The sequence below is a fragment of the Glycocaulis sp. genome (genome assembly GCF_052168375.1).
Lineage (GTDB): Bacteria > Pseudomonadota > Alphaproteobacteria > Caulobacterales > Maricaulaceae > Glycocaulis.
Genome location: NZ_JBQLZR010000307.1, coordinates 1 through 24,141, shown reverse-complemented (window position 1 = coordinate 24,141; position 24,141 = coordinate 1). Strand labels below are relative to the sequence as shown.

The 24,141-nt window shown below is 64.7% G+C and carries 27 protein-coding genes and 2 tRNA genes; 9 read left to right on the top strand and 20 right to left on the bottom strand.

The window, feature by feature from the left end; genetic code table 11:
• The first annotated feature begins 85 nt into the window (after positions 1–85).
• Positions 86–934, top strand: coding sequence for a TauD/TfdA dioxygenase family protein (locus tag ACTS2Z_RS12540; protein WP_442573549.1), 849 nt, complete (start codon positions 86–88; stop codon positions 932–934).
• Positions 935–1,186: 252 nt separating this feature from the next.
• On the opposite strand, the gene ACTS2Z_RS12535 is transcribed toward ACTS2Z_RS12540, so the two are convergent.
• A complete protein-coding gene (locus ACTS2Z_RS12535; protein ID WP_442573548.1) occupies positions 1,187–2,152 on the bottom strand; it encodes a class I SAM-dependent methyltransferase in 966 nt (321 codons plus the stop codon).
• Positions 2,153–2,239: 87 nt separating this feature from the next.
• Positions 2,240–3,670, bottom strand: a complete 1,431-nt coding sequence (gene xseA, locus ACTS2Z_RS12530; RefSeq protein WP_442573547.1) for an exodeoxyribonuclease VII large subunit — start codon at positions 3,668–3,670, stop codon at positions 2,240–2,242.
• Positions 3,671–3,787: 117 nt separating this feature from the next.
• Between xseA and purD the strand changes: the two genes are divergently transcribed.
• Positions 3,788–5,071, top strand: coding sequence for a phosphoribosylamine--glycine ligase (gene purD / locus ACTS2Z_RS12525; protein ID WP_442573546.1), 1,284 nt, complete (start codon positions 3,788–3,790; stop codon positions 5,069–5,071).
• Between the two features lie 143 nt (positions 5,072–5,214).
• On the opposite strand, the gene ACTS2Z_RS12520 is transcribed toward purD, so the two are convergent.
• The 9 genes from ACTS2Z_RS12520 to ACTS2Z_RS12480 all read right to left on the bottom strand — a co-directional run bounded on the left by ACTS2Z_RS12520 (position 5,215) and on the right by ACTS2Z_RS12480 (position 12,279).
• Positions 5,215–5,763 carry a DUF5655 domain-containing protein gene (locus ACTS2Z_RS12520; protein WP_442573545.1) on the bottom strand — a complete coding sequence of 183 codons (549 nt, stop codon included), beginning with the start codon at positions 5,761–5,763 and terminating at the stop codon, positions 5,215–5,217.
• Positions 5,764–5,801: 38 nt separating this feature from the next.
• Complete coding sequence (gene tatC / locus ACTS2Z_RS12515) at positions 5,802–6,620, bottom strand: twin-arginine translocase subunit TatC (protein ID WP_442573544.1); 819 nt, start codon at positions 6,618–6,620, stop codon at positions 5,802–5,804.
• Positions 6,621–6,623: 3 nt separating this feature from the next.
• Complete coding sequence (gene tatB, locus ACTS2Z_RS12510; protein WP_442573543.1) at positions 6,624–7,043, bottom strand: Sec-independent protein translocase protein TatB; 420 nt, start codon at positions 7,041–7,043, stop codon at positions 6,624–6,626.
• A 12-nt stretch (positions 7,044–7,055) separates the two neighbouring features.
• Positions 7,056–7,277, bottom strand: a complete 222-nt coding sequence (locus ACTS2Z_RS12505) for a Sec-independent protein translocase TatA (protein WP_442573542.1) — start codon at positions 7,275–7,277, stop codon at positions 7,056–7,058.
• 239 nt (positions 7,278–7,516) lie between these two features.
• On the bottom strand, positions 7,517–8,263 hold the full coding sequence (gene scpB, locus ACTS2Z_RS12500) for an SMC-Scp complex subunit ScpB (RefSeq protein ID WP_442573541.1): 747 nt from the start codon (positions 8,261–8,263) through the stop codon (positions 7,517–7,519).
• A complete protein-coding gene (locus ACTS2Z_RS12495; RefSeq protein WP_442573540.1) occupies positions 8,260–9,066 on the bottom strand; it encodes a segregation and condensation protein A in 807 nt (268 codons plus the stop codon). Before ACTS2Z_RS12495 ends, scpB begins: the two co-directional genes overlap by 4 nt.
• A 10-nt stretch (positions 9,067–9,076) precedes the next feature.
• Positions 9,077–10,111, bottom strand: coding sequence for a beta-N-acetylhexosaminidase (gene nagZ, locus ACTS2Z_RS12490; RefSeq protein WP_442573539.1), 1,035 nt, complete (start codon positions 10,109–10,111; stop codon positions 9,077–9,079).
• Positions 10,108–10,989: an SPOR domain-containing protein gene (locus tag ACTS2Z_RS12485; protein WP_442573538.1), complete on the bottom strand. Its 882-nt coding sequence runs from the start codon at positions 10,987–10,989 to the stop codon at positions 10,108–10,110. The genes nagZ and ACTS2Z_RS12485 overlap by 4 nt, the downstream gene beginning before the upstream one ends.
• 114 nt (positions 10,990–11,103) lie before the next feature.
• Complete coding sequence (locus ACTS2Z_RS12480; protein WP_442573537.1) at positions 11,104–12,279, bottom strand: deoxyguanosinetriphosphate triphosphohydrolase; 1,176 nt, start codon at positions 12,277–12,279, stop codon at positions 11,104–11,106.
• Between the two features lie 93 nt (positions 12,280–12,372).
• Here ACTS2Z_RS12480 and erpA point away from each other — a divergent pair, with 93 nt between their 5' ends.
• Positions 12,373–12,702, top strand: coding sequence for an iron-sulfur cluster insertion protein ErpA (erpA, locus tag ACTS2Z_RS12475; protein ID WP_442573536.1), 330 nt, complete (start codon positions 12,373–12,375; stop codon positions 12,700–12,702).
• Positions 12,703–12,728: 26 nt separating this feature from the next.
• Positions 12,729–13,400 (top strand): nitroreductase, encoded by a 672-nt coding sequence (locus tag ACTS2Z_RS12470; RefSeq protein ID WP_442573535.1) that lies wholly within the window; start codon positions 12,729–12,731, stop codon positions 13,398–13,400.
• 217 nt (positions 13,401–13,617) lie between these two features.
• On the opposite strand, the gene ACTS2Z_RS12465 is transcribed toward ACTS2Z_RS12470, so the two are convergent.
• Entirely contained in the window at positions 13,618–13,995 is a 378-nt protein-coding gene (locus ACTS2Z_RS12465; protein WP_442573534.1) for a hypothetical protein, read from the bottom strand.
• A gap of 52 nt (positions 13,996–14,047) precedes the next feature.
• On the opposite strand from ACTS2Z_RS12465, the gene ACTS2Z_RS12460 reads away from it, so the two are divergent.
• Positions 14,048–14,842: an exodeoxyribonuclease III gene (locus ACTS2Z_RS12460; protein ID WP_442573533.1), complete on the top strand. Its 795-nt coding sequence runs from the start codon at positions 14,048–14,050 to the stop codon at positions 14,840–14,842.
• Here ACTS2Z_RS12460 and ACTS2Z_RS12455 read toward each other — a convergent pair.
• The 4 genes from ACTS2Z_RS12455 to ACTS2Z_RS12440 form a co-directional block, all read right to left on the bottom strand.
• Complete coding sequence (locus ACTS2Z_RS12455) at positions 14,839–15,816, bottom strand: DUF3137 domain-containing protein (protein WP_442573532.1); 978 nt, start codon at positions 15,814–15,816, stop codon at positions 14,839–14,841. The two genes, ACTS2Z_RS12460 and ACTS2Z_RS12455, sit on opposite strands and share 4 nt — an antisense overlap.
• 110 nt (positions 15,817–15,926) lie before the next feature.
• Positions 15,927–16,544: a DUF2497 domain-containing protein gene (locus ACTS2Z_RS12450; RefSeq protein ID WP_442573531.1), complete on the bottom strand. Its 618-nt coding sequence runs from the start codon at positions 16,542–16,544 to the stop codon at positions 15,927–15,929.
• A gap of 102 nt (positions 16,545–16,646) precedes the next feature.
• Complete coding sequence (locus ACTS2Z_RS12445; protein ID WP_442573530.1) at positions 16,647–18,008, bottom strand: TolC family outer membrane protein; 1,362 nt, start codon at positions 18,006–18,008, stop codon at positions 16,647–16,649.
• 117 nt (positions 18,009–18,125) lie between these two features.
• Positions 18,126–18,779, bottom strand: coding sequence for a protein-L-isoaspartate O-methyltransferase family protein (locus tag ACTS2Z_RS12440; RefSeq protein WP_442573529.1), 654 nt, complete (start codon positions 18,777–18,779; stop codon positions 18,126–18,128).
• A 167-nt stretch (positions 18,780–18,946) separates the two neighbouring features.
• Here ACTS2Z_RS12440 and ACTS2Z_RS12435 point away from each other — a divergent pair.
• A tRNA-Cys gene (locus tag ACTS2Z_RS12435) sits at positions 18,947–19,020 on the top strand.
• A 44-nt stretch (positions 19,021–19,064) separates the two neighbouring features.
• Here ACTS2Z_RS12435 and ACTS2Z_RS12430 read toward each other — a convergent pair.
• A complete protein-coding gene (locus tag ACTS2Z_RS12430; RefSeq protein ID WP_442573528.1) occupies positions 19,065–19,451 on the bottom strand; it encodes an Mpo1-like protein in 387 nt (128 codons plus the stop codon).
• A 336-nt stretch (positions 19,452–19,787) separates the two neighbouring features.
• Between ACTS2Z_RS12430 and ACTS2Z_RS12425 the strand changes: the two genes are divergently transcribed.
• Positions 19,788–19,863: transfer RNA gene (locus tag ACTS2Z_RS12425), tRNA-Asn, on the top strand.
• Between the two features lie 28 nt (positions 19,864–19,891).
• Here the strand turns inward: ACTS2Z_RS12425 and ACTS2Z_RS12420 are convergent.
• Positions 19,892–21,013 carry a hypothetical protein gene (locus ACTS2Z_RS12420; protein ID WP_442573527.1) on the bottom strand — a complete coding sequence of 374 codons (1,122 nt, stop codon included), beginning with the start codon at positions 21,011–21,013 and terminating at the stop codon, positions 19,892–19,894.
• 109 nt (positions 21,014–21,122) lie between these two features.
• Here ACTS2Z_RS12420 and ACTS2Z_RS12415 point away from each other — a divergent pair, with 109 nt between their 5' ends.
• Complete coding sequence (locus ACTS2Z_RS12415; RefSeq protein ID WP_442573526.1) at positions 21,123–22,016, top strand: diacylglycerol/lipid kinase family protein; 894 nt, start codon at positions 21,123–21,125, stop codon at positions 22,014–22,016.
• Entirely contained in the window at positions 22,013–22,801 is a 789-nt protein-coding gene (locus tag ACTS2Z_RS12410) for a metallophosphoesterase family protein (RefSeq protein ID WP_442573525.1), read from the top strand. The genes ACTS2Z_RS12415 and ACTS2Z_RS12410 overlap by 4 nt, the downstream gene beginning before the upstream one ends.
• Here the strand turns inward: ACTS2Z_RS12410 and ACTS2Z_RS12405 are convergent.
• Positions 22,798–23,250, bottom strand: coding sequence for a hypothetical protein (locus ACTS2Z_RS12405; RefSeq protein WP_442573524.1), 453 nt, complete (start codon positions 23,248–23,250; stop codon positions 22,798–22,800). The two genes, ACTS2Z_RS12410 and ACTS2Z_RS12405, sit on opposite strands and share 4 nt — an antisense overlap.
• 103 nt (positions 23,251–23,353) lie before the next feature.
• Positions 23,354–24,141, bottom strand: a 788-nt coding sequence (locus tag ACTS2Z_RS12400) for an ATP-binding cassette domain-containing protein (protein ID WP_442573523.1), incomplete at its 5' end; no start/stop codon positions are given.

The window sequence follows — 24,141 nt, the reverse complement described above, 5'->3', positions numbered from 1 at the left end:
CCCGCAAAGGCAGCCTCAACAACAGAAAAAAGCGGCGCAGCACAGACGCCGCATTGGGTCCGCACACGGGCCGGGGAGATGAGACATGACTGCATCGGCCATCACGGTAACACCGTCGGGCAAGGCGCTGGGCGCGTCCGTCACAGGCGTCGACCTGTCAAAACCGCTTACGCCGGAAGAGGTTGCCGCTATCCGCGCCGCCTGGCTGGAGCATCTGGTACTCGCCTTTCCCGGCCAGACCATGAGCCATGCGGATCTGGAGCGCTTCACCCGGTATTTCGGACCCTTTGGCGATGATCCCTTTATCGCGCCGATAGACGGCCATCCCCACATTATCGAGGTAAAGCGCGAGGCGAGCGAGAAGGCCTCCGTCTTTGCCGCCGCCTGGCATTCCGACTGGAGCTTTCAGGACACCCCGCCTGCGGGCACCATATTGCATTCCAAGATCGTCCCTCCTGCGGGCGGCGACACGCTCTTCTGCAATGGCTATGCGGCCTATGAGGCGCTGTCAGCGGAGACAAAAGCAAGGATCGAGGGGCTGGAGGCCATCCATTCGGCGGCGCTCGCCTATGCGCCGGACGGCGTCTATGGCGCCAATGATGGCAAGGACCGCTCCATGACCATTCGCGCCTCTGAAGAGGCGCGTAATACAAAGGCGCACCCGATCGTGCGCGTGCACCCCGAGACCGGGCGCAAGACGCTTTTCGTCAATCCGGGCTATGTGAAAACGGTCAAGGGCCTGACCGAGGAAGAGGCCTTCTTCCTGCTCATCGAACTCTACGGCGTCACCCATGACGAGCGCTTCGTCTACCGCCACACATGGGAGCCGGACATGCTGCTGATGTGGGACAATCGCTGCACCCAGCACATGGCGACCGGCGGCTATGACGGCCATGCCCGCCTGATGCACCGCACCACGGTGGCCGGGCCCTAGTCGTCTCTCACGTCGCCAAACCGTACATCTCCTACGTCGTCATTCCAGAAAGCGCGTCAGCGCTTATCTGGAACCCAGTCTTCCTTGCACTCTGGGTTCCGGGTCTGCGCTTCGCTCCGCCCGGAATGACGAGTGGAGCTTACCCTCTCGTCACCCCCGCACGAGGCGGGGGTCCAAAGTTGAAACGCGAAGGCATTTCATACGGCTCTGGGTTCCCGCCTGCGCGGGAACGACGGAAAAGAGTGACCGCCCTTACGGCTTGCGGAAGCGCAGGGTCATGCGGTCGGATTCGCCAATCGCCTGCATGGCCTCGCGGGTTTCCTCACCGCCACCGAAGGAGGGCGGCAGCGCCCACACGCCCATCTCGTGATCGGCGGGGTCGTTCGGGTTGGCATTGATGTCAGAGGAGGCTTCGAGCACGAAGCCGCGCGCCTCGAACGCCGCGATCACATCGGCTTCACGCAGGTATCCGCGCGAGCCATTGGCGCGCTCGTCGGTCTCGTCTGCCGGCGCGCGGTGCTGCACCACGCCGACAACGCCGCCCGGCGCCAGCAGCGTCCAGGCATCGTTGACCACTGTGTCGAGCATGCCGAAGCGGGCCATGTTGTGCAGGGCGCGGATATAGAGCACCACGTCCGCCGAACCGGCTGCGCTCTCCGGGATCGAGCCGAACGTGTAGCCGCCTTGCGCCGGGCCGCCCCATTGTTCGGCCACGCCGGGGAAGCTCGCTTCCCAGCCCTCGAGGCGGGTGCGCTGCTCGTCGGTCATGTTGGTGAAGAGCTGTTCGAACACGCTCATCGGATAGTTGAGGCCGTAATACTGGCCTTCTGCCGCCAGCCAGGGCGCGAGGATGCGGCCATACCAGCCACCGCCCGGCAGGGCCTCGACCACGGTGTCATCGGCTTCGACGCCGAAGAATTCCAGCGTCTCGCCCGGATTGCGGTATGCGTCGCGCGCCCGGTCGGCCTCGCGGCGCGGATCGGCAAGCACCTGCTCCAGCGAGGGCGATTCCATGGAGGCCTCGACCTCGTCCTCGACCGCGCCGGCAAGGTCGGAGACCTCTTCCACGGCTGCTTCGGCCATGTCGCCTGCGGTTTCAGCCGCCTCGTTTATCGCCTCGCCGGCCGTCTCGGCGGCATCGTCCATGCTTTCGGGTGCCTCGCCATTGCAGGCGGCAAGCAGGGCCAGGCTGGCAACGCTGGTGAGAAGTACGCGCATGATGGATATCTCCCTGATCGGCCACGGGGGGCGGGCCGTCTGTGCAGACATCTAGCACGCCGCAGCGCGGCCTTGCAGTGCCTTCGACTAAAAAAGCGAACCCTGCTGCGAGGTGGCAGGCTTGGAAGGCTTCGGCTTTGCCGCCGGTTTTGAGGGGCGCGGGGGCGCATCGCCCGGCCCGTCAATCACCGCGCCGCGCTGTCCGTCATGCAGGCGCAGCGTGACCGCATCACCGGCCTTGAGCGCGTCTGCCGACCGCACAAGCTTGCCTTGTCCGTCCTGGATGATTGCGAACCCGCGCTCCAGCGCGTTCTCGTAGGACAGCGCCTTGAGGGTCGAGGCGAGCGCAGACAACCGGCGTCCGTCATCCCGGATACGGCGTGCTTGCGCGGCGCGCAGGCGCTCGCCCGCCTGATCGAGCTTCTGGCGGCGCTCGGCAATATCTCGTTTCAGGGCCATCGGGCGCAGCTGCACGGCCAGCCGGTCCACCGCCCCGCGCTTTCGCTCGATGCCCAGCGTCAGGCCGCGCGCCAGCGCTTCCTGCGCGTAATCGAGCCGCTGGCGCGCATCGCCCAGCAGGCTTTCAGGCCGGGGCAGCCCGCGCGAGGCCGCGCGCAAATCGCTCGCCTTGCGCTCCACCGTGCGCAGCAGCGCGCCCGACAGGCGCCCGCGCGTCATTTCGATGCGTTCGGCAAGCTCCCGGCGCACAGGCACCGCCATTTCCGCCGCCCCTGTAGGCGTCGGCGCGCGCCGGTCGGAGGCAAAATCTATGAGGGTGGTATCGGTCTCGTGGCCAACCGCCGAGATCAGCGGTATCTGCGAGGCCGCCGCCGCGCGCACGACGATTTCCTCGTTGAAGGCCCACAAATCCTCCACCGAGCCGCCCCCGCGCGCGACGATCAGCACGTCCGGGCGCGGCACCGGCCCGCCGGATTCAAGCGCGTTGAAGCCTTCAATGCCGGCGGCGATCTGGGCGGCGGCCCCCTCCCCCTGCACCAGCACCGGCCAGAGCAGCACATGGACCGGGAAGCGGTCTTCCAGCCGGTGGAGAATGTCGCGGATGACCGCGCCCGTGGGCGATGTCACCACGCCCACCACGCGCGGCATGTAGGGGATGGCGGCCTTTCGCTCCGGCGCGAACAGGCCCTCAGCGGCGAGCTTGCGCTTGCGCTCCTCCAGCAGCGCCATCAGCGCGCCCGCGCCCGCAGGCTCCAGCCGCTCGATGATGATCTGGTATTTGGACCGGCCGGGGAAGGTGGAGAGCCGCCCTTCGGCGATCACTTCAAGCCCCTCTTCAGGGCGGAAGGAGAGGCCAGCGACCGAGCCTTTCCACATCACCCCGTCAATGACGGCCTCGGCATCCTTCAGGTCCAGATACATGTGGCCGGACTTGGGGATCGTTACCCGCCCCAGCTCCCCGCGCACGCGCACATGGCCGTACTCGGTCTCCACCGTACGTTTCAGCGCGCGGGCAAGATCGGAAACGGAATATTCCGGCGTGTTGACGAGGTCTGTCATGGGCTCCGCTGGCGAGTCGGTTTCACCAAGCCTAGCCCCATCTCCGTCCGGTGGTCGACAAGAGGCGTGCAGCGCCGCTAAGAGACACCCCTCACCGGCACCGCATCAGGACGCGTCATGAACATTCTCATCATCGGCTCTGGCGGGCGCGAGCATGCGCTGGCCTGGAAGATTGCGCAGAGCCCGCTCGTGGACACGATCTGGTGCGCGCCCGGCAGCCCGGCCATGGACCTTCTGGGCCCGTGCTTTGATGTTGCCGCCGATGATGTGGAGGGGATGCAGAAACTCGCCCTGCAGCTGGAGCCGGACCTGATCGTGATCGGCCCCGAAGCACCCCTCGCCAAGGGGCTTGCCGACATGCTGCGTGCGCGCGGGTTTGACGTGTTTGGCCCCTCGCAGGCCGCAGCCCAGCTGGAAGCCTCCAAGGGCTTTGCCAAGGACCGCATGGCCGCCTATGGCGTGCCGACCGCGCGCTATGGCCGCTTTACCGACATCGCCAGCGCGAAAGCCTTCCTTGATACGCTAAACCCGCCCTTCGTGCTGAAAGCCGATGGCCTGGCCGCCGGCAAGGGCGTCGTCATCGCGGCAACACGCGAGGAAGCCGACGCAGAGCTTGCCGACATGCTGTCGGGCAAGTTCGGCGGTGCCTCCGCCGAGATCGTGATCGAGGAGTTCATGGACGGCGAGGAAGCCTCCCTCTTCGTGATGACCGACGGCATCAATTATCTCACCCTTCCGGCCGCGCAGGACCACAAGCGCATCGGAGACGGCGATACCGGCCCGAACACGGGCGGGATGGGCGCCTATGCCCCTGCCCCGGTGATGACGCCGGAGCTTATGAAACGGGTGGAGGAAGAGATCACCGTGCCCATGCTGCGCGGCATGGCGGGCGACGGCATGCCCTATCGCGGCGTGCTCTATATCGGCGTCATGGTAACGGCGGACGGCCCCAAAGTGGTCGAGTTCAACTGCCGCTTCGGTGATCCTGAATGCCAGGTGCTGATGGTGCAGACCGGGGCCGATATCGTGCCCTTGCTGCTCGCCTGCTCCACCGGCGGCATGCGCGCATCGGAGTTCCGCCAGCTACTGCCCGTCGAGGCCAATCCGAAACCCGCCGTGACGATCGTGATGGCCGCGCCCGGCTATCCGGGCACACCGGAAAAGGGCAGCGTCATCAAAAACCTGCACCATGCCGGCCACGGCAAGGATGTCATGATCTTTCACGCGGGCACCGCGCTCGATGCCGACGGCAATTTCATCGCGAACGGAGGGCGCGTGCTGAACGTGACCGCCACCGGCGACACGCTCCGCGAGGCCGTCGACCGCGCCTATGCGGCCATTGGCGAAATCGACTGGCCGGAAGGCGTCTATCGCCGCGATATCGCCTGGCGGGCGCTGTAGGAATAATTTCCGGTTACCCCTCCGCCTCGTCATCCCCGCGCAGGCGGGGATCCAGAGATCGAAGGACGAAGGCCGTGCCAAACGGCTCTGGGTTCCCGCCTCACGCGGGAACGACGAAAGTGAAGCCGCTTGCGTTCGTCCCCCTACGCCCGCGAATAGGCCTCCGCCATCCAGGCTTTGAGTTCCGCGTCCACATCGCCGACCGTCTCGACACTGACCTTGTGGGTGCACATGCCGCCCGGCTTTTCGGCGAGTAGCCGGCCTGTAGGCTCCATGCCTTTCAGATTGAGCCCGAGCTGGATGCGCGTCTTCGAGGCGGGCGTCACGACCGCGAAATTCTTCGACCGGCGAAACGCGACACTGGTCTTCTTGGCGCTGATCTCCACGTCTGCGCCCAGCGATCTGGCATGGGCTTCCAGCGCGTCGTAGACGGGCCGCAAATCTTGCCTGCCGGCATATTGCCCGGCCAGCAGATCATCGGGCGCGGCCTCGAACGCGCCCTTGGCGGTCTGGCAGACGAGATTGGCATAGCCGTGGCCAAGCCCGTGCTGCGACTTGAGGAATGTCATCTGCTCGCCATGGGATTTCAGGCCGGAGGCCCGCACCAGGGCGGCCCAGTCCTCAAGGCTTCTGCCGGTCGTCTTCAGCAGGTTGGCCTTCATGGTTTCCAGCTGCGCGGATGGTTCGGCCATCGTTCCGGCCCTCCCTTTCAAGCGATAAAGACGAGAGCCTAATCCTCAACCGGCTTCGGCTCGACCATTTTCACCGCCAGGATGGAAAGCCCGTACAGGCCGAACATGGCCGCGCCGAGGAAAAGCTGGCTGATCGGGTCTGGCGGCGTCACGAAGCCGGCAAAGATGGCGATGCCGACCACGGCAAACTTCCAGAAGCGGATGAGCTGGCCGGAATTGATGATCCCGACCTTGCCCAGAAGCGAGAGCAGGACGGGCAGCTGGAAGGAGATGCCGAACGCCAGGATCAGCGTGGTGACGAGATTGAGATATTCCGATACGCGCGGCAGCAGCTGGATCGCCGTGCGACCTTCGGAGCCGGTCTGTTCCTGCCCCAGCGCAAAGCCCATCACGAAGGGCAGGATGAAGTAATAGACAAAGGCGATGCCGGTCGCGAACAGGACCGGCGAGGCGATGAGGAAGGGCGCAAAGGCGAGGCGCTCATTCTTGTAGAGGCCGGGCCGCACAAACGCCCACACCTGATAGGCGATCATCGGGAAGGCCACGATGATGGCACCAAAGAGAGCGAGCTTCAGCTTGACGAAGAAGAACTCCAGCGGGCCGGTGAAGATGAGCTGCAGCTGCAAGTCCTCGCCGCGCACCTGACGCGCCGCGGCCTCGAACGGCACCAGCAGAAGATTGTAGATCCACTCGGCAAAGCTGAAGCAGAGGATGAAGCCGATCGCCACCGCGCCCAGTATCCAGATCAGGCGGGTGCGAAGCTCTATCAGGTGCTCCATCAGCGGCGCGCGCGAGGCTTCCACCTCGTCATCATGGGCGTCACCGGCACCCGGCTTTGACAGCTTCTCGCCTGACATGGCTCAGGCGTCCTTGCGCGTTGCAGACGGCTCGGCGTCTGCCTTGCCAGTCTGGCTGGCATCTTTGTCCAGCGGCAGCATGGCTTCATCACCCAGCGCAGGCCTGGCAGGCTGTGCGGCGCGCGGATGCGGCTTGTCGAGAGCGGCGCGGTTGAGATCGTCTTTCGCCGCGCGCAATTCGTCGGTCACTTCGGCCACGGGATTGGATTTCTTCAGCGCCTCGATTTCCTTTTTCAGCTCCGCCATCTCGGCCTCGCGGCCCAGCTCGTCGAAACTGTTCTGGAAATCGCGCGCCATCGCGCGCATGTGGCCGATGAACCGCCCGGCCTTGCGCATCATCAGGGGCAGGTCCTTGGGACCAACCACCACAAGGGCAAGGATCACGATGATGATGAGCTCGGCAGCGCCAAAGCCGGGATTCATGACGTCACGCTCCTACGAGCCGGTGCGTTCGTCTTCGCGCGTCTCATGGGGCAGGCTGCCGGCGGGACGCTCGTCCTTGGCGTCCTCGTCCTTGCTGTCATCTTTGAGCCCCTTGCGGAAGGCCGTGATGCCCTTGGCGAAATCACCCATCATGGAGGAAATGCGCCCGCGCCCGCCAAACAGGACGAGCACGAGAATGCCGACGATGAGAAAGACGCTCCAATGCGGTCCCATATGCGCGCTCCGTGCGGGAAGGCCGTTACAGCCACTGGGCTACACCCCTAGAGGATAATGGCGCAAGGGTCCAATGGCGGGTTCAGATGGGAGGCGGGAGAAAACGTGGCAGAGATGGTGTCCTCCCCCGTTCACGGGGGAGGTGTCAGCGAAGCTGACGGAGGGGGGCTTGTTTTGGACTACCCCCCTCGGCCCTCCGGGCCACTCCCCCCGTGAACGGGGGGAGAAACCAACTCTCCCTACTCTCCGCGCTCGTCCTCTGCGCCTTCCAGGAAATCGAGATGGAAGAGGCTTTCATCGCCCTCATCGAGCGGGTCTTCATCATCGGCGAGGCGCGCCGGATCGGGCATGTCGAAATTGGCCGGCAGGCGCGAGGAGAGAAGCCCGGCAGCTTTCAGATCACCCAGCCCCGGCAGGTCGGTGATCGAGCCAAGGCCGAAATACTCAAGGAAAATGTCCGTGGTGCCGAAGGTGACGGGCCGGCCCGGACTGCGCCGCCGCCCGCGCAGGCGTATCCATTTCAGTTCGAAGAGCAGGTCGATCGTGCCCTTGGAGACAGCAACGCCGCGAATCTCCTCGATCTCGGCACGCGTGACCGGCTGGTGATAGGCGATGATGGAGAGCGTCTCGAGGGCTGCCTGCGAGAGCTTTTTCGGCTCCTCGCGGATTTCGGCCAGCAAATGGGCAAGGTCCGGCGCGGTTTCAAACCGCCAGCGCCCGCCCACCTCGCTAAGGCGCACACCCGCATCGGCATATTTCGCCTGCAGGCGCGAAAGCGTGGCGGGAATGTCGGTCCCTGCAGGCAGGCGCGCCTGCAAGGTCTCCACATCCAGCGGCTCGGCAGCGGCAAAGAGCAGCGCCTCGGCCATGCGCACCGCCTGCGCGGACGGCTCGGTCACGGCATGGGGACCGGCGACACCATCGCCCTCCTGCGGACCCTGACGGGCGCGCAGGCGCGCAATCGCCTCGGCAATCGGATCGCTCATGGGCGCCCCTCCTGACCGCGCATCCAGATCGGCCCGTAAATCGCTTCCTGACGCAGGGACGCCTCGCCGTCCTTGGTGATTTCGAGCGCCGCCAGCAGCGAGGACGCCATCAGCGAGGCCGCAGGCGGCGCATCCGGCCCCAACTCCTCATCACCCGGCAGGAGCGTGTCGAGCCGCTCCCACCCGGTCAGGCGCCGGGCCAGCAGGCTCAAGCGTGCGCGGGCTGCTTCAAGACTGTAAACCTTCGGCGTTTCCGGCTGATAGGTGGAAAAGGCAAACTTCTCACGCGTGCCGGCATAGGCTTTCAGCAATTCAAACAGGCTCGCCTCGTATTGCGGCGCGCGGATCGAGCGCACGCCTTCTGGCGCGCCGCGTTCAAACACGTCGCGTTTGAGCAGGTGGCGGTCAAAGAGCGCGTCCGCACCGGCCCGCATCGCATCAAGGCGCATCAGGCGGAAGGCGAGCGCCGCGGCCATCATCTCCGGCTCCGGCTCGTCGCTCTGGGGCCGGGGCTTGGGCAGAAGCAGGCGGGATTTCAGATAGGCGAGCCAGGCCGCCATGACGAGATATTCAGCCGCAATATCAAGGCGCTTCTCGCGCGCCGCCTCGATGAAGACGAGATATTGCTCGGCCAGCGCCAGGATCGAGATTTTTGCCAGATCGACCTTGTTCTTGCGCGCCAGATGCAAGAGCAGATGCAGCGGGCCTTCCCAGCCCTCAATGTCGAGGATGAGCGCGCTGCCGGTTTCCTCGGCATCGCCAGCCGCTTCAAAGCGGACATCTTCCTCGAACAGATCACTCAAAACGGCGTCCTCATGGCGAAGGGGGTTCAAGGCCCGCCTCGGTAAAGCAGCGCGCCATGGCATCATTCGTGGCGGCCACATCAAGCCCTTGCGGCGTGCCGCGCGCCTCTTCGGCGGCCTTGGCCCGCTCCAGCGCCTTGCCGCCCAGCCGCACCGCGCCATGGGCGACTTCGATCATCTCCGCGCGCTCGCCATTGCAGTGGAGCAGCATGTCACAGCCTGCACCCAATGCCCGCTCGCCGCGCTGGCGCAGCGTGCCCGACAACGCCTTCATGGAGAGGTCATCGCTCATCAGAAGGCCGTCAAATCCCATCTCGCCGCGGATGATGGTGGAGATGACATCCTTTGAGAGCGTTGCACAGTTTTCCGGGTCGATGGCGGTGAAGGTGACATGGGCGGTCATCGCCATGGGTGCGGCTTCGGCCACACCCTTGAAGGCTGCAAAATCCGTCCCGAACAGAATCTCCGCATCCTCGCGCACGACCGGCAGCGCGTAATGGCTGTCCGCATCGGCCCGGCCATGGCCCGGAATATGCTTGATGACGCCGGCCACGCCCTGATCCTTCAGGGCTGCCAGTGCCGCACGCGCCATCTCGGCGACAGGTGCCGGCTCGCCATGGAAGGCGCGGTCGCCAATCACCGCGTCGGCGCCGGGAATGGCCAGATCGACCACAGGCGCGCAGTCGCAATCAATCCCGAGATCGCGCAATTCCTGCGCCAGCAGGCGGTGATTGAGGCGCACCGCTTCCAGCGCCAGTTCCGGCTCCCGGTCCCACAGCTCGCCAAAGCGCGCGGCAGGCGGTGCGGCCCGCCAGAGCGGGGCTTTCAGGCGCTGCACGCGCCCGCCCTCCTGATCGATGAAGACCGGCGCATCCCGGCCCACACAGTCGCGCAGCTCCGACACCAGGCGGATGATCTGCTTTGGCCGGTCGATATTGCGCGCGAACAGGATGAAGGCCCACGGATTGCTGTCGCGGAAGAAGGCCTTCTCGTCCGGTGTCAGGCTCTCGCCGGAGAGACCGTATATCGCCGCAGACACGCTCATCGTGCTGCCACCAGACAGTCCTGCCCGCGCTGGGACAGTGCCTGACAATAGCGCGAGGCATCGTCGCGCGTCTCGAAGGCGGCAATGCGCAGGCGGTGATAGATGCCGCGCGATCCCAGATCAGCTTCGATGATGGACGGGCTGCGCCCGGCAGAGAGGTCCGGGAAGCGCGCGATGAAGGCAATCCAGGCTTCCTCCGCTTCCTCGATCGTGCGGAAGGCGGCGATCTGGACGACAAAATTGCCGCTCGTGCTGGCGGGAGGCAGGGTGGCGCGCGGCGTCTCTGCGGCCGGTTCGGCGACCGTCTCCACGTTTCGCGGCTCCGGTTCGCGCAGCTGGGTCGTTTCAGCTTCAGCTTCGCGGGTTTCAGCCATCGACGTCTCCGGCGCGGCAGTTTCTCCGCCCGTCGCCTCAGGCCCGGCCGCTTCGGGCCCGGCCGCTTGGGGAATGTCCTGAACCAGCTCGGCCAGCCGGTCGACGTCTTCGGCCTCTACCGTGAGCGCCGGGCGCTCCTCGTTGGCGACAGGCTCTTCCGGACCAGGACGCACCGCGCCCTCGATCTCTACCGTTTCCACCTCGCCGCGCTCGCGTTCGCGCAAGGCATAGGCCTCGATGTCCTGCCCCGGCGTCTCGAAGCCGCCGGGATCTTCCGGCGCGGTGCGCCAGGGCTGGCTGTCGGCGGTGAGGATCGGCGCGCTGTCGCGCTCGCGCACGCCCAGATTATAGGCGCTCCACACCACGCCGAGGAACAGGACGAGCACGATGGCCGCAGCCAGCAGCAGGACAGGCCCGCGCCGTCCCTGCCCGTCATCGCGCGCATCGAACGTGTCATAGGCATCCGGATCGTACCCGGCAGAATGGCGGTCCCGTGAGGGCATGGCTTTCCCGTATTCGGCGTTGAGCGCGAATCACCGATCCGCGCCGGACTTGGACAAGACTAACAACTGGCGCCTGCGCCCGCGCGGTGCACGCACGCAGCATCCACAGGAAAATCAGCGCCAGGCTTCGACGTGGAAGAGCTGGCGATGTTGGTCGATCGCATACCGGTCTGTCATCCCGGCAATGTAGTCGCACACCACCCGCGCCGTCTCCGGGCTGCCCGGCGCATCGGCCTGGCGCTGGAACTCGGTCGGCAACAGGGCCGGATCATCAAGGAAAGCCTCGAACAGCTCGCCGACGATACGCTTGCCCTTCTCCTTTGCGCGCTTGACCTTGTATTGCAGATACATGTTCGCATAGAGGAAGCGACGCACGGCGGAGAGCTGGATCAGCATGCCTTCGGAAAAGCTCACCACCGGCTCGTTCAGCGCCCGCACCGCTTCAGGGCTGTCCACGCCGGATGCCGCGAGCCGCTGACGGGTCTCCTCCAGCACATCATTGACCATCAGGCCGATCATCCGCCGGATCGCCTCGTGAATGGTCAGGCTGGTGCCGATATCGGGATACTGGCCGCGCACGGCGCGGAACACCTCGCCGACAAGCGGCAATTCCATCACCTCGTCGAGTTTCAGGATGCCGGCGCGCAAGCCGTCATCAATGTCGTGATTATTGTAGGCGATGTCGTCTGACAGGGCTGCAATCTGCGCCTCGACCGAGGAATGGGTGTGCAGTTCCAGCCCGCGCCAGTCCTCATAGGCGGTAAAGCCCCAAGGCAGGGTGGACGGGTCATCGCCCTTTCGCATCAGCGGGCCATTATGCTTGACCACGCCCTCCAGCGTCTCCCAGGAGAGGTTCAGCCCGTCAAACTCGGGATAGCGCCGCTCCAGAAGCGTGATGACACGCAAGGTCTGGGCGTTGTGGTCAAAACCGCCAAACGCCTTCATCGCCTCGGCCAGCCCGTCCTCGCCGGAATGACCAAAGGGGGGATGGCCGAGATCATGGGCGAGCGCAGCGGCTTCTGCGAGGTCTTCATCGACCTGCAGCGCGCGCGCCAGCGTGCGCGCAATCTGGGACACTTCCAGCGAATGGGTGAGGCGCGTGCGGAAATGATCGCCTTCATGGGCGACAAAGACTTGCGTCTTCTCCTTCAGGCGGCGGAAGGCGGTGGAATGGATGATGCGGTCGCGGTCGCGCTGGAAAGCCGAGCGCGTTGCGCTTTCGGCTTGCGGATGCAGGCGCCCGCGCGTCTTCGCCGGATCGCAGGCATAGGGCGCACGCGTGAACACCATCCTTGTCACTCCTTCCAGCCGGACTGCCCTTCCATCGGCGGCCCTCTACGTCCATATATCGGGTGTAGTGCCAGTCGGGAACCGTTGAACGCCATGAGCCAGACCCAGATCAGCCTGTCAGAAACCGCCGCCCGCCAGATCCGGACCATTCTCGATGGTCAGGATGCGCGTTATCTGAGGGTCGCGGTCGTCGGTGGCGGGTGCTCCGGCTTCTCCTACCAGTTCCATCTGGAAACCGACCGCGCCGAGGATGACCTCGCCATCGAGCGCGACGGCGCCACCGTGCTGATCGACGAGATGAGCGTCGATTTCCTCAAGGGCTCCGAGATTGATTATGTCGACGAGCTGATCGGCGCGGCCTTTCGCATCCACAATCCGAACGCGACGGCTGCCTGCGGCTGCGGGACGAGCTTTTCCATCTGATCTTCCAACTGCCCGGGGGCTGGACCATGAACGTCACCGACGCTCTGAAGCGCCGCATTTCCACGCGTGCCTTTCTCGATACGCCCGTCAGCGAAGCCGAAGTCCGCGAGTTGCTGGACACGGCGCGCTGGGCCGCATCAGGCGGCAATCTTCAGCCCTGGCAGGTGCATGTGGTGGCCGGCGAGGCGCGCCAGCGCGTGATCGACGCCGTGCAGAAAAAGCTCTCCACCAATCCCTTCACCAATGAGGCAGGCTTCCCGGTCTATCCCGAAAGCCTGTGGGAGCCCTATCGCTCCCGCCGCTTCCAGGTGGGAGAGGACATGTATGCCCTGCTGGGCGTGCCGCGCGAAGACAAGGGCGCGCGCCTGGCGCACCTGATGGAGAATTACCGCTTCTTCGGCGCGCCGGTCGGTGTGTTCTTCTCCATCGACGAGCGCATGGGCCCCAATCAGTGGGCGCATCTGGGCATGTTCATGATGAGTTTCTGCCTGGCCGCCGAGGCCAAGGGGCTCGCCACCTGCATGCAGGAAGCCTGGACCCCGCACCGCGATACGGTGGCAAAGGCTCTGGGCGTGGAAAAGCCGTACATCGTCTATTGCGGCCTTGCACTCGGCCATGCCGACCCGGCCGCCAAGGTGAACCAGCTGCGCTCGCGCCGCGCCGAACTGGACGAGTTTGCGAGTTTTGACGGGTTTTAGGGCGGCGGTTTGACGCCCTCGTCCTTCCGGAAAGCCCGTAAGGGCTTATCCGGAAACCAGCCGGCGGCCGAAGGCCGCCGCAATCGCGAACGCGCGCCCGCGACTTTTCGCGGAATATGGCAACGCATCCGCGTTGCCAAGCTAAAAAATAACTGGGTTCCGGGTCTCCCCCGGATCAAGTCCGGGGTTCGCCCGGAATGACGAATTGGAGAGAAGGCTACCGCCCGCAGGTGAAATGCCCATCGCAGAACGCGGAAATCGCCCACATATAGGCCAGCAGCAATCCTGCCCAGATCAGGGCTGGCAGGAAGACCCAGGCCACGCCGGCGCCGGGACGGCGCGTCCAGAACACGATCCATCCGATCAGAAGTCCTGCTCCGGCCACAAACGGCCCGGCCATCAGGAAGTAGAGAACGGCGCGCATCAGCCCGCTATCGGCGCCGGTCTCCACTGCGCCGGAATAGGCCATCATCGAAGCGGGCCACGTACCCACCCCGAAAAGGCCGGTCAGCGCAGCACCAAGGCTTGCCAGAATGAGGGTAACGACTGCTAGAAAGGTGATCCGGCGTTCCGGCCTGCCTGTATCGGCGGTCATGTCGTTCCTGGTCCGCTCCTGAAACCCGCTCCCCTGCTGAAAGCATTCTAGCATGACTCTCTCGATCGCCACATGGAACGTTAACTCGATCAAGGCGCGCCTTCCCAACGTGCTGGAGTGGCTGGGCGAGGCCAGACCGGACATTGCCTGCCTGCAGGAAATCAAGTGCGTGGACGAGGCCTTCCCGCGCGAGGAGATCGAAGCGCTCGGCTATAATGTCGAGACGGTCGGCCAGAAGAGCTATAATGGCGTCGCCCTGCTCTCGCGCTTTCCCATTGACGAGATCGCGCAGCGCGCCCTGCCCGGCGGCAATGGCGAGGAAGAGCAGGCCCGCTATATCGAAGCGGTTGTGAGCGCGCCCGATACGACGCTGCGCGTGGCCAGCATCTACCTGCCGAACGGCAACCCCGCGCCGGGCCCGAAATACGATTACAAGCTGGAGTGGATGGCGCGCCTGCACGCCCATGCCAAAACGCTGCTGACCTATGAGGAGCCGCTGGTGCTGGCGGGCGACTATAATGTCATTCCGCGTGACGCGGATGTGCATGATCCGGCCGCGTGGGAGGGCGATGCCCTCACCCTGCCCGCAAGCCGGGATGCCTTCTTCGCCTTGCAATGGCTGGGCTTTACCGAAGCCTTTCAGCATCTCGACGGCCGCGCGTACCAGTACACGTTCTGGGACTATCAGGCCGGAGCCTGGCCGAAGAATAACGGCATCCGCATCGACCACCTCCTGTGCTCGCCGCAGGCGGCTGACCGCCTGAAATCGGTGGAGATCCACAAGAGCGTACGCGGCAAGGAAAAGGCCTCCGACCACGTGCCGGTGGTCGGCATTTTCGATCTCTAGGCGTCTGGCGCGGTCACGCTTTCAGGCAGCTGCGCCGGCGCCAGCACGAGCGCGATGATCTGCTCGATCAGCTGGAAATCGCGGTAGAGCGTCTCCACCCGTTCGCGGACATTGAGTGGCTTGAAGAGCGATCCCGGCTCGAAGAGATTGCCCGTTTCGGCGGCCAGCAAGAGCTCGCCCTTGCCGAACCCTTCGGCCAGATCCTCGTCGAACACACCGCGCACATTCTTGCCCTTCAGCGCCGTTTCCAGCTCCAGCACCCGTTCCATGAAGCTGGGGGTGAGCAGGTAGCGCGCCATCACCTGATCGCTGCCATAGATTTGGAATATCCGCTCGAACTTCGGATCGACCAGCCGGACCCGCTCCAGCTTGCGCCCGTTTGAAGACAGCCCCAGCCCGGCCAGCGCATTGAAAATGCCCTGATCCCGGCTGATCAGGGTGACGCCTTCAATGGTACGGGGAAACTCGATGCGGATCAGCACGCCGCGGAACACGGTGACATAGTAGGTCTTGTTCTTGTTACGGCGGCGCTGCTTGAGGTCGGCCTCGTAGAGTTCGTATTTCGCGCCATGCGCCTCGCCGGCAAAATAATCCTCGAAGCTCTCCCGGTTCGAGGAAGGCACCAGGTTGTGCTTGCGGAAATCGGCAAACCGGCCCGGCGTGAAGCCGCTGGCCATGTAGCTCATGGCAAACGCCTCGGCCATGCGCTCATTGAGGCCGAGCTTTACCTCTGTGCGCAGCTTGTAGAAGGGGCCGGAGGCTATCGCGAGCCCGCCCATGATGGTCACGACCGAAGAGATGAAGATGATCGGCGCCGGCAAGGCCATCGCAAAGCCGCCAATCACGATGACGGCAACAATCGCGGCCGTGACCGCACTGCCCTTGAGAAGGCGGCTGACGGCCTTGGTGCGCCGGTCTTCAAGGCTTGCGAGCCAGGGCTCCATCTCGCCCCAGATGGCCTCGAAATCACGCATATGACAAAGCTCCCGGCACAAAAAAAAACAGACGCTCCCTCTTGTAAGGGAGCGTCTGCCTGTCACGCCAGAGCTGGCGCGAAACTTTCAGGGATTGTCAGTGCGAAAACCTAGCGGCGGCGGCGGGCCACGCGCTCGATCTCTTCTTGCACCTTCGCCTCGACGATCGAGGGCAGGTTCTCGTCAAGCCATTGCTTGAGCATCGGGCGCATCAGCTCGCGGACAATGCCCTCGAGCGTCTGGCCGTTTTCGCTGCTGACACGCAAATTCTCGGTCAGCGCGGCAAAGGCACCGGCAGCGGCGCTGGCGGCCGGCTCGGCCAGCAGGCTGTCCTCGTCCTGTGCAGGCGCGGGGGCGGCGGGCTGGGGCGTCTGGGCCATGACGGGCTCCGGTTCCGGCTCGGGTTCAGGTTCGGCGGTGGTTTCGTCCTCGCGGTCGACAATCATCAGATCGTCGGCAATCGCCATCGGCGAGGTGCCTTCGGTCTCTTCCTCGACGCGGTCGGTCAGTTCCAGGACATCATCCTCGATATTGATCTCGTCGCTGGCAGGTTCCGGCTCAGGCTCGGGTTCTGGTGCAGCCTCGAATACCGGCTCCGGCTCAGGCGCGGGAGCTGCCGGCTCGGCTGCGGCCGCTGCGCCTGCTTGCGGCTCATCATCTTCATTGATGATACGCCGGATGGAGGCGAGGATTTCCTCCATTGTCGGTTCTTGTTCTGCATTGGCCATGAAACCGGTCCTTCGGATAGTCGCGAGGGGTAAGAACGGGATTTACCCAAGCTTGGAGCGCCCTCGCCGCGATGTCCAGCACTGCATGTGCTGGACGCGACCCTAATTACCGCCCGTTAAGGGGAAGTTAGGCCACCAGTTTCCGCCATCGCTGTCTTCAGCCTCGACATAGGGCTCCAGACCGACTTCCTGGGCCGTGAGACGGCCCATCGCCTGCAGGAGCGCATAGGACGCGACCTGATAGTCACGCTCGGCGCGCACCAGCTCCAGGCGCGAATTGAGCAATTCCTGCTCGGCATTGAGCACGTCGAGCGTGGTGCGAAGGCCGACAAAAGCCTCCTGACGCACGCCCTCGAACGCGATTTCGTTGGCGCGGACAGCTTCGCGGCTGGACAGGATCACCGCCTCGGCAGCGAGGTAGCTGTTCCAGGCGTTGGAGATACCCTCCACCACCGTACGGCGCACCGAGAGCACCTGCAGGCGCGACTCGTCTGCCGCTGCGACCGCCTGACGGACACGCGAGGCATTCAGGCCACCGGTGAAGATCGGCATGGAGACGCGCGCGCCGACCGTTACCGAACCGCGTCCACGGCCGGCAAAATCGGATTCGCGCGATTCAGACGCCGACGCCGTCAGGGCCACATCAGGGCGCAGCGCAGACCGCGCAAGGTCGATACCCGCCTGGGAAGCCTGCTCGTTGAACTGGGCCGACAGGAGGAGCGGATTGTTGGCCAGCGCCGCATCGGCGGCAATCGCCAGCGTTTCGGGAACTTCCGGGCGGGTTTCAGGCTGCTGGACGTCCATCGGCGTGATGCCGGTCACGCGCTCATAGGCCGCACGCGAAGCAGCGAGGAAGGCCTGCGCAGCTGACAGCTGCGCCTGCGCGCCGGACACGCGGGCCTCGGCCTGCGCAACGTCGGTGCGGGTGATCTCACCCACTTCAAACCGGTCACGCGCCGCACGCAGCTGCTCTGAAAGCACCTGCACATTGTTCTGGCGGATGCCGACAATGGCGGTATCGCGCACCACGTCGAGATGGGCGGAGATGGCGGCGAGGAGAATGTCCTGCTCGGTGCCGACAAGACCCCAGCGGCTAGCCTCGATACGGGCGAGCGCCTGATTGACCGAGGCATCAATACCGCCACCGGCATAAAGGCTCTGGCTGGCGCTGAGCGAGTAGTTCACGTCGCCCGTGCCACCGCCGCCACCGGCAAAGGCTCCCCCTGCGCCCCAGGTCTCGCTTTCCGAGACACCGGCGCTCGCCGACAGGGTGGGCAGGCGCGCGGCACGCGCCTGAACCACACCTTCGCGGGCCTGGCGCAGACGGGCGCGCTCGGCGGCCAGCACAGGATTGCTGCGATAGGCGGCCTCAAGGGTTTCCGAAAGCGTCTGGGCGCTGGCCCCGGCTGTCAGGCCCGCAATCGCGGCACTGGCAGCCAACATCAAGGCGATAGGAAGTTTCATGCGTCCCTCATTCGGTTCGTGACCACCCCGGCCTCGTCAAAATGGGCGTTTGCCCCGGAAAATCCATCCCCGCCGGACGCTAGACCAAGAAAAAAGTGAACGCTGTTCACTTTTTTGCTACAGTGAAAACGCCTGCTCGCGTTCAAACCCCGGCAGAAGCGACGTCATCGAGTCAAATACCGTCCGGCTGCCCGTCACCTTGCCCTGGCGGGTGAAAATCTTTGCCCGGCCAACGCCCTGCTCGCGCACGATCACGGCCAGACGGCCGCCTTCCGCAAGCTGGTCAAGCCAGGCATCGGGCACGATTTCCACGGCACCATTGACCAGTATAACGTCAAACTGGCCCTGATCCGGCGCACCTTTGCGGATATCACCGGTCACAATCACGGCATTGTCCGCACCGACATCGCTGAGCGCGCCTTCCGCCTTGGAGGCGAAGGGAGCGTGGCTTTCGATACCGATCACGGTTTCGCACAGGCGCGAGAGAATGGCGGTCGAGTAACCGCGCGCGCAGGCCAGATCGAGCACAAGGTCGCTGGCCTTCACGCCTGCGGCCTGCACCAGCTTGGCAAAGTCGCGCGGACGCATGAAGCGGCGGCCCTCGCCCAGATCGATCTCCATGTCGGCATAGGCCGAACCGGCCATCGAGCGCGGCAGGAAGCGCTCGCGCGGAATGGCCAGCATGGCGTCCTGAAGGCGCCGGTCGGTAACGTCGGCAGGCCGTATCTGGCTGGCAACCATGCGCCGGCGGGCGTCAGCAAGCTCGTTCATCGAAGAAGACCATTCGCTGTGATCGTGTGGTGCGCGCTTATATCGTGCGCCCGCCCCAAAGTGCAACGCGCACGCTGAGTGGCATGTGCGCACGTTCGCGATCTTGCATACAAAGCGCGTTGCAGCGTGGGCTGAGCCTCGCTATAGCTCTCGCTCCACCACAGTGAGGCGCCATGGCGGAGTGGTGACGCAGAGGACTGCAAATCCTTGCACCCCGGTTCGATTCCGGGTGGCGCCTCCAACTCTTTCCCCGACATTGCAGGGACAGCGCCAGAGGCAGCGCCCTCAACCACCTTGTTGCGCGTAAGGGTGTCCGGTCACACCGGCCTCTTCCAGCGCCGCGTCGAGACGCCCAGTCACCCACAGCCAGAACATCCTGTAGTCGCCGATTAGCGACCAGAGCGGATAGGTGAAGGTCGCCGGCTTGTTGCGCTCGATGAAGGCGTGGCTGATCCAGGCGAAGAAATATCCGCTGACCGGCACCAGCAGCAGGCCCCACCAGGTCTGCGTCACCAGCGCCCAGATCAGGACCAGCGGCGCGGCAACCGTGCCGACAAAGTGCCAATAGCGCGTAGCCGGCAAAGCGTGCTCTCGCAGATAGAACGGGAAAAATGCCGAGAAGCTGGTATAGCGGCCATTGACCATACCGGTTTCGTCTTGCGTGGTGCTCATGTCGGGCCTCCGGTGAATGTTCTGCCTTGGGATAAAGTCTAGCGCGCCAACACCCCGGCGATAAGGGGGCTGCGGTTAAGGGTCTGGTCAGAGCGGTGAGTCCTTTCTCTCGCAGACCGGTCCGCGTTAGCGAGATATTAACCATCGAATCGTTAACTTGTACTCGTCTTCTTCATGAAGACACCCCACCATCCACCCATGCCTTTTCGGGAGCCTCGCGGCTCCCGATTTTTTTGTTCGTGAACCGCCCGCGAGGGTGGTGTGGGATTAACGGCAAAAGCGTCTTGCGATACGGTGGGGCTGTTGCTAAAGACCACACCTCGCTTGCGAGAGTGTTCCCCGGTAGCTCAGTTGGTAGAGCAGCGGACTGTTAATCCGCTTGTCGCTGGTTCGAGTCCGGCCCGGGGAGCCATCGCAGCCTTCTCCCTTTTCCGCCCCCATCACGCCGTTCGCGCAATGTCCTGCGGCGAAGCCGTGTCCGGACCGCCAGAGCCGTGCGCGAACAGGCTGGGCGGAATGCGGTAGGCGAGGAAGTAGTCCGCATCACCCGGACGCGGACGCCAGTTCAGAAGCCAGCGATTGCGGGTATGGATGTGACAAGGATCATGTCCATGGGTGCGCCGCAGGTGAAAACCGGCGGTCTTCAGAACGCCGTCAGGCAGATGCGACGGGAAGTGCAGGCGCAAGCGGCCAAGGCCCGCGCGCCGGGCCATCTGCACCAGATGACGCAAAAGCGCGCCTTGCGCGCGTGCGCCGTCAGCGCAGTCACGCCCTTCCAGATCGACGATTTCGCCGTGGCAGGGGCGCGTCTCGGACGGCTTGGTCACTGCCAGCGTGGCAAACGCCATCACCTCGCCATCGCGCTTTGCAGCAACGCTGACCATCCCGCCGGCCCGGTCAGGATCGCCAAGCCTGTGCCGCAGGGTTTGCGGCGTGATTCGCCGGGAAAGCGCGCCTGTGCTTTCCAGCCCGTCGAGTTCACTCTGGCTGGGAGTGTCACAAGGCAAGAAGTCGAAGGCGTCGCCGCGGCCTTGCGCTTCCAGCCGGAGCCTGGCGCCTGCATCGAAACGCTCATCCTCGCCGCGTGCAGGCACGAGTGCGCGCAGGACACTGACGGGATCAAGTATCCATTCAGCCCATTCGCGCCCCGCCTCGCCCAGCCAGGCGACGGCCCCGACCCGTTTGAGCAACGGCGCAGAGAGCGCATTATTGTTCAGGGTCACAAACGCATCGACGCCCGGCTGGCTGATGCCGTGGCGGATGAGTTTCAGTCCCGCCAGCGACCGCGCAAGCGCGGGATCGGTCACGACCGTATGCCCGGTCGCGATCACGACATCACTGCCCGCAAACCGGTAGCGATTGACGAAATTGCCGAGAAAACCCGCCAGCCTGCCATCAAGCTCGCAGACCCAGCCTGCGGGGAAATCCCCTTGCGCCGGATTGTCGAACAGCGCCCAGTGCCAGCCCGCCGCCGAACGATCCGGGAAACCGCACACCCCCACCAGCCGGACAATGCCGGGCAGGTCAGCCGGAGTAACCGGGCGAATCACGGTTGAAGACATGGGACTCTTTCGCGGTGGTCAGACACCACTACTACCAAGCGTTGAAGTAGAAATGGTTTACACAGGAGGCCGGGGAACCGGCTTTCACGAAGAGGCGTTAACCGCTCGCATGACCGACATTTCCACTGCCAGACCCGAAACCGCCGGAGGCCACGCCATCACGCGCGTCAGCGTGGTGCTGAACCCGAATGGCGGCAGCGTACCGGCAGAGGGGCGTGAAATCCTGCAGGCATTACTGGACGATATGGGTGTCGAGGCGCGCTTCGAGATCATCGACCATGACTGTGAGGACGCGTGCAAGCGGGCGCGCGATCACGGCTCGCAGGCCATTATCGTCTGGGGCGGGGATGGCACGGCGGCTTGCGCGATGAATACGCTTGGCCCGGATGATCCGCCTGTCCTGCCTCTGCCGGGCGGCACGATGAACATGCTGCACAAGTTTGTGCATGGCAGCGATATCGACCCTGGCACCTGTCTCGAGGCGGTCCTGAAAAACCCGGTCGAGATGACGATCCCGGCTGGCGAGGTGGAGGGCCACCGCTTCTATGTCGGCGCGCTTCTGGGCGGGCTCACACGCCTTGCCGCGCCGCGCGAAGCCTTGCGCAAATCCGAGCTGCTGCAAGCCGTGACCGAGTTTGGCGAGGCCAACGCGTTCGGTCTCGACACGCCCATGCGCTGCCTCTCCGATACCGGCAAAACCCATGAAGCCCAGGCAATCGGCATCTTCCTGTCGGAAGACCCGCAAAAGCCCGGCTTCGACATATTGACCACCGCGCCGGAAGGCCTGCTTGACCTTGCCTATACCGGATTGACCGTGCTTCTGGCCGATTGGCGCAACGCGTGGGGGGTGGAGCGCGACTTTGCCCGCCGCGTCGACGTTGAAGCCCTTGAATCAACGGGCATAGAGGCTACGCTGGACGGAGAACCGGTAACTCTGGCGCGCAGCGCGCGTTTCGCCCTTATCCCCAAGGCTGCACGGGTGCTGACGGCCCGCAAGGAATGATACGGATAATCCAGCTTGCCGATCTGCATTTCGGCACCGAAGACCCCCGCGCCATGGACGCGGCCGCCGGGCTGATCGCATCGCTCGGCCCTGACGCGCTGGCGATTTGCGGTGATCTGACCCAGCGCGGCAAGCGGCGCGAGTTTGAGGCTGCGCGCGACTGGCTGGACCAGTTCGAGACGCCCCAGCTCGTCGTTCCCGGCAATCACGATACCCCGCTGCTGAACGCGGTGTCGCGCGTCGCCCGGCCCTTCTCGCGCTTTGAACGCCATTTTGCCGATCGCTCCAGCCCTGTATCGGTCGGGCGCTGGCGGGCAGCTGGCCTGAATTCGGCGCGCGGCTGGCAGGCCCGCTCCAACTGGGCAGAAGGCTCGATCAGCCCGACCCAGCTTCGAATCGCGCTGGACGAGATTGGCGACAATCCGGGCATTCTGGTCTGCCACCACCCGTTCAAGCCGCCCGCCAACGCGCCTCTGCGCACCCGCACCGCGCGCGGGATCAAGGCCAGCGCCATGGTCGCGCCAAGCCCTGTGCGGCTGGTGCTGTCGGGCCATGTCCACGGCGCCTCCGCAGACCTGCACACCTATTCGGAAGGGTCGTATCTGGGACTGACGGCCGGAACGCTGTCGACGCGTCTGCGCGAAGGCCAGGCCTCGTTCAATGCGATCACGCTGGACGGAGATGGCGTTTCCGTCATCGCCTTCCGCCATGACGGTAACCGGTTCAACCCGCACACGCTGGGCGAATGGGAAATCGGTCCCGGCGGGACGATTGAAGCCGTCTAGGCCTTGCCGCCGGCGATCAGGCGTTTCAGCCCGGCCAGCCATCCCTTTTCGCCATCACCTTCAGCGCCGGAGGCCGTGTCGTGGCGATTGGCGATGAGAAAGGCGTCGGCCTCTTCCACCGTCTCGAACAGCCCCACCGTGCGTCCGGCGCGCTCCAGCTCTGCGGTGAACACTTCGATGAAGCGGGCATCATTGCCGTGGCGCGGACGCACCATGGCGATGAGCAGGCTCGCTGGTGTCTCGCGCGCAAACATGCGGGCCAGCTCAGGCGCCTCGGAATGGGAAATCTGGATTTCCGCCCCGCTCATGTCCATCAGGACCTCGCGCGCGCCCTCATCCTCGACAAGCGCGGCATAGAGGGCAAAGGACTCCATCGCATCCTGCCAGTCGACACTGCCGACCCGCTCTGACGTGATCCGGCGATTTCGGGTCTTTACCGAACGGCCCATGGGCAGGGGGTCTCTCTTTGCAGCGAATGGCAGGAGAGAATAGGGCCGTCACATTGACAGGGTATGAACCGTCTGCGCCGGCCAGCGGTCACGGGTCAGTTGATTACAGCTCGCGCTCGCGCGCCGCGGTCGCCGCCTTCACCTTGCGCGCTGCATCGACCGCCTTGACCTGGCGGTCCCACATGGTGGCGTACTTGCCGCCCAGCGCCGTCAGCTCGTCATGCGTGCCCTGCTCGGCGATCGAGCCTTCGTGCAGCACATAGATCTTGTCCGCACGTGCAATCGTCGACAGCCGGTGGGCGACGGAGATGACGGTGCGCCCTTTCATCACCTCGTTGAGCGCTTCCTGCACATCGCTTTCGGTCTCGGAATCGAGCGCGGAGGTCGCTTCATCGAGGATCAGGATGGGCGGGTCCTTCAGGATGGCGCGAGCAACACCGACGCGCTGCTTCTCGCCGCCGGAAAGTTTGAGGCCCCGTTCGCCGACGCGCGTCTCCAGACCTTCTTCAAGGTCCTCGACAAACTGACGCAGGCGCGCCCGGTCGATCGCGTTCCACAAATCCTCTTCCGAGGCATCGGGGCGGCCATAGAGCAGGTTCTGACGAAGCGTGTCGTTGAACAGCACCACGTCCTGAGGCACGAGACCCATCGCACTGCGCAGGCTTTCCTGCGTGACATGGGCAATGTCCTGCCCGTCGATCAGCACCCGGCCCTTGTCCGGATCAAAGAAGCGCAGGAGGAGGCGCAGCGTCGTTGACTTGCCCGAGCCCGACGGCCCGGCAATGCCGACAAACGTGCCACCTTTCACCTCGAAGCTGAGATTTTCCACCGAGCGCGAGCGGCCTTCATGGGCGAAGGACACGTTCTCGAACGCCATGCCGCCTTCGGTTA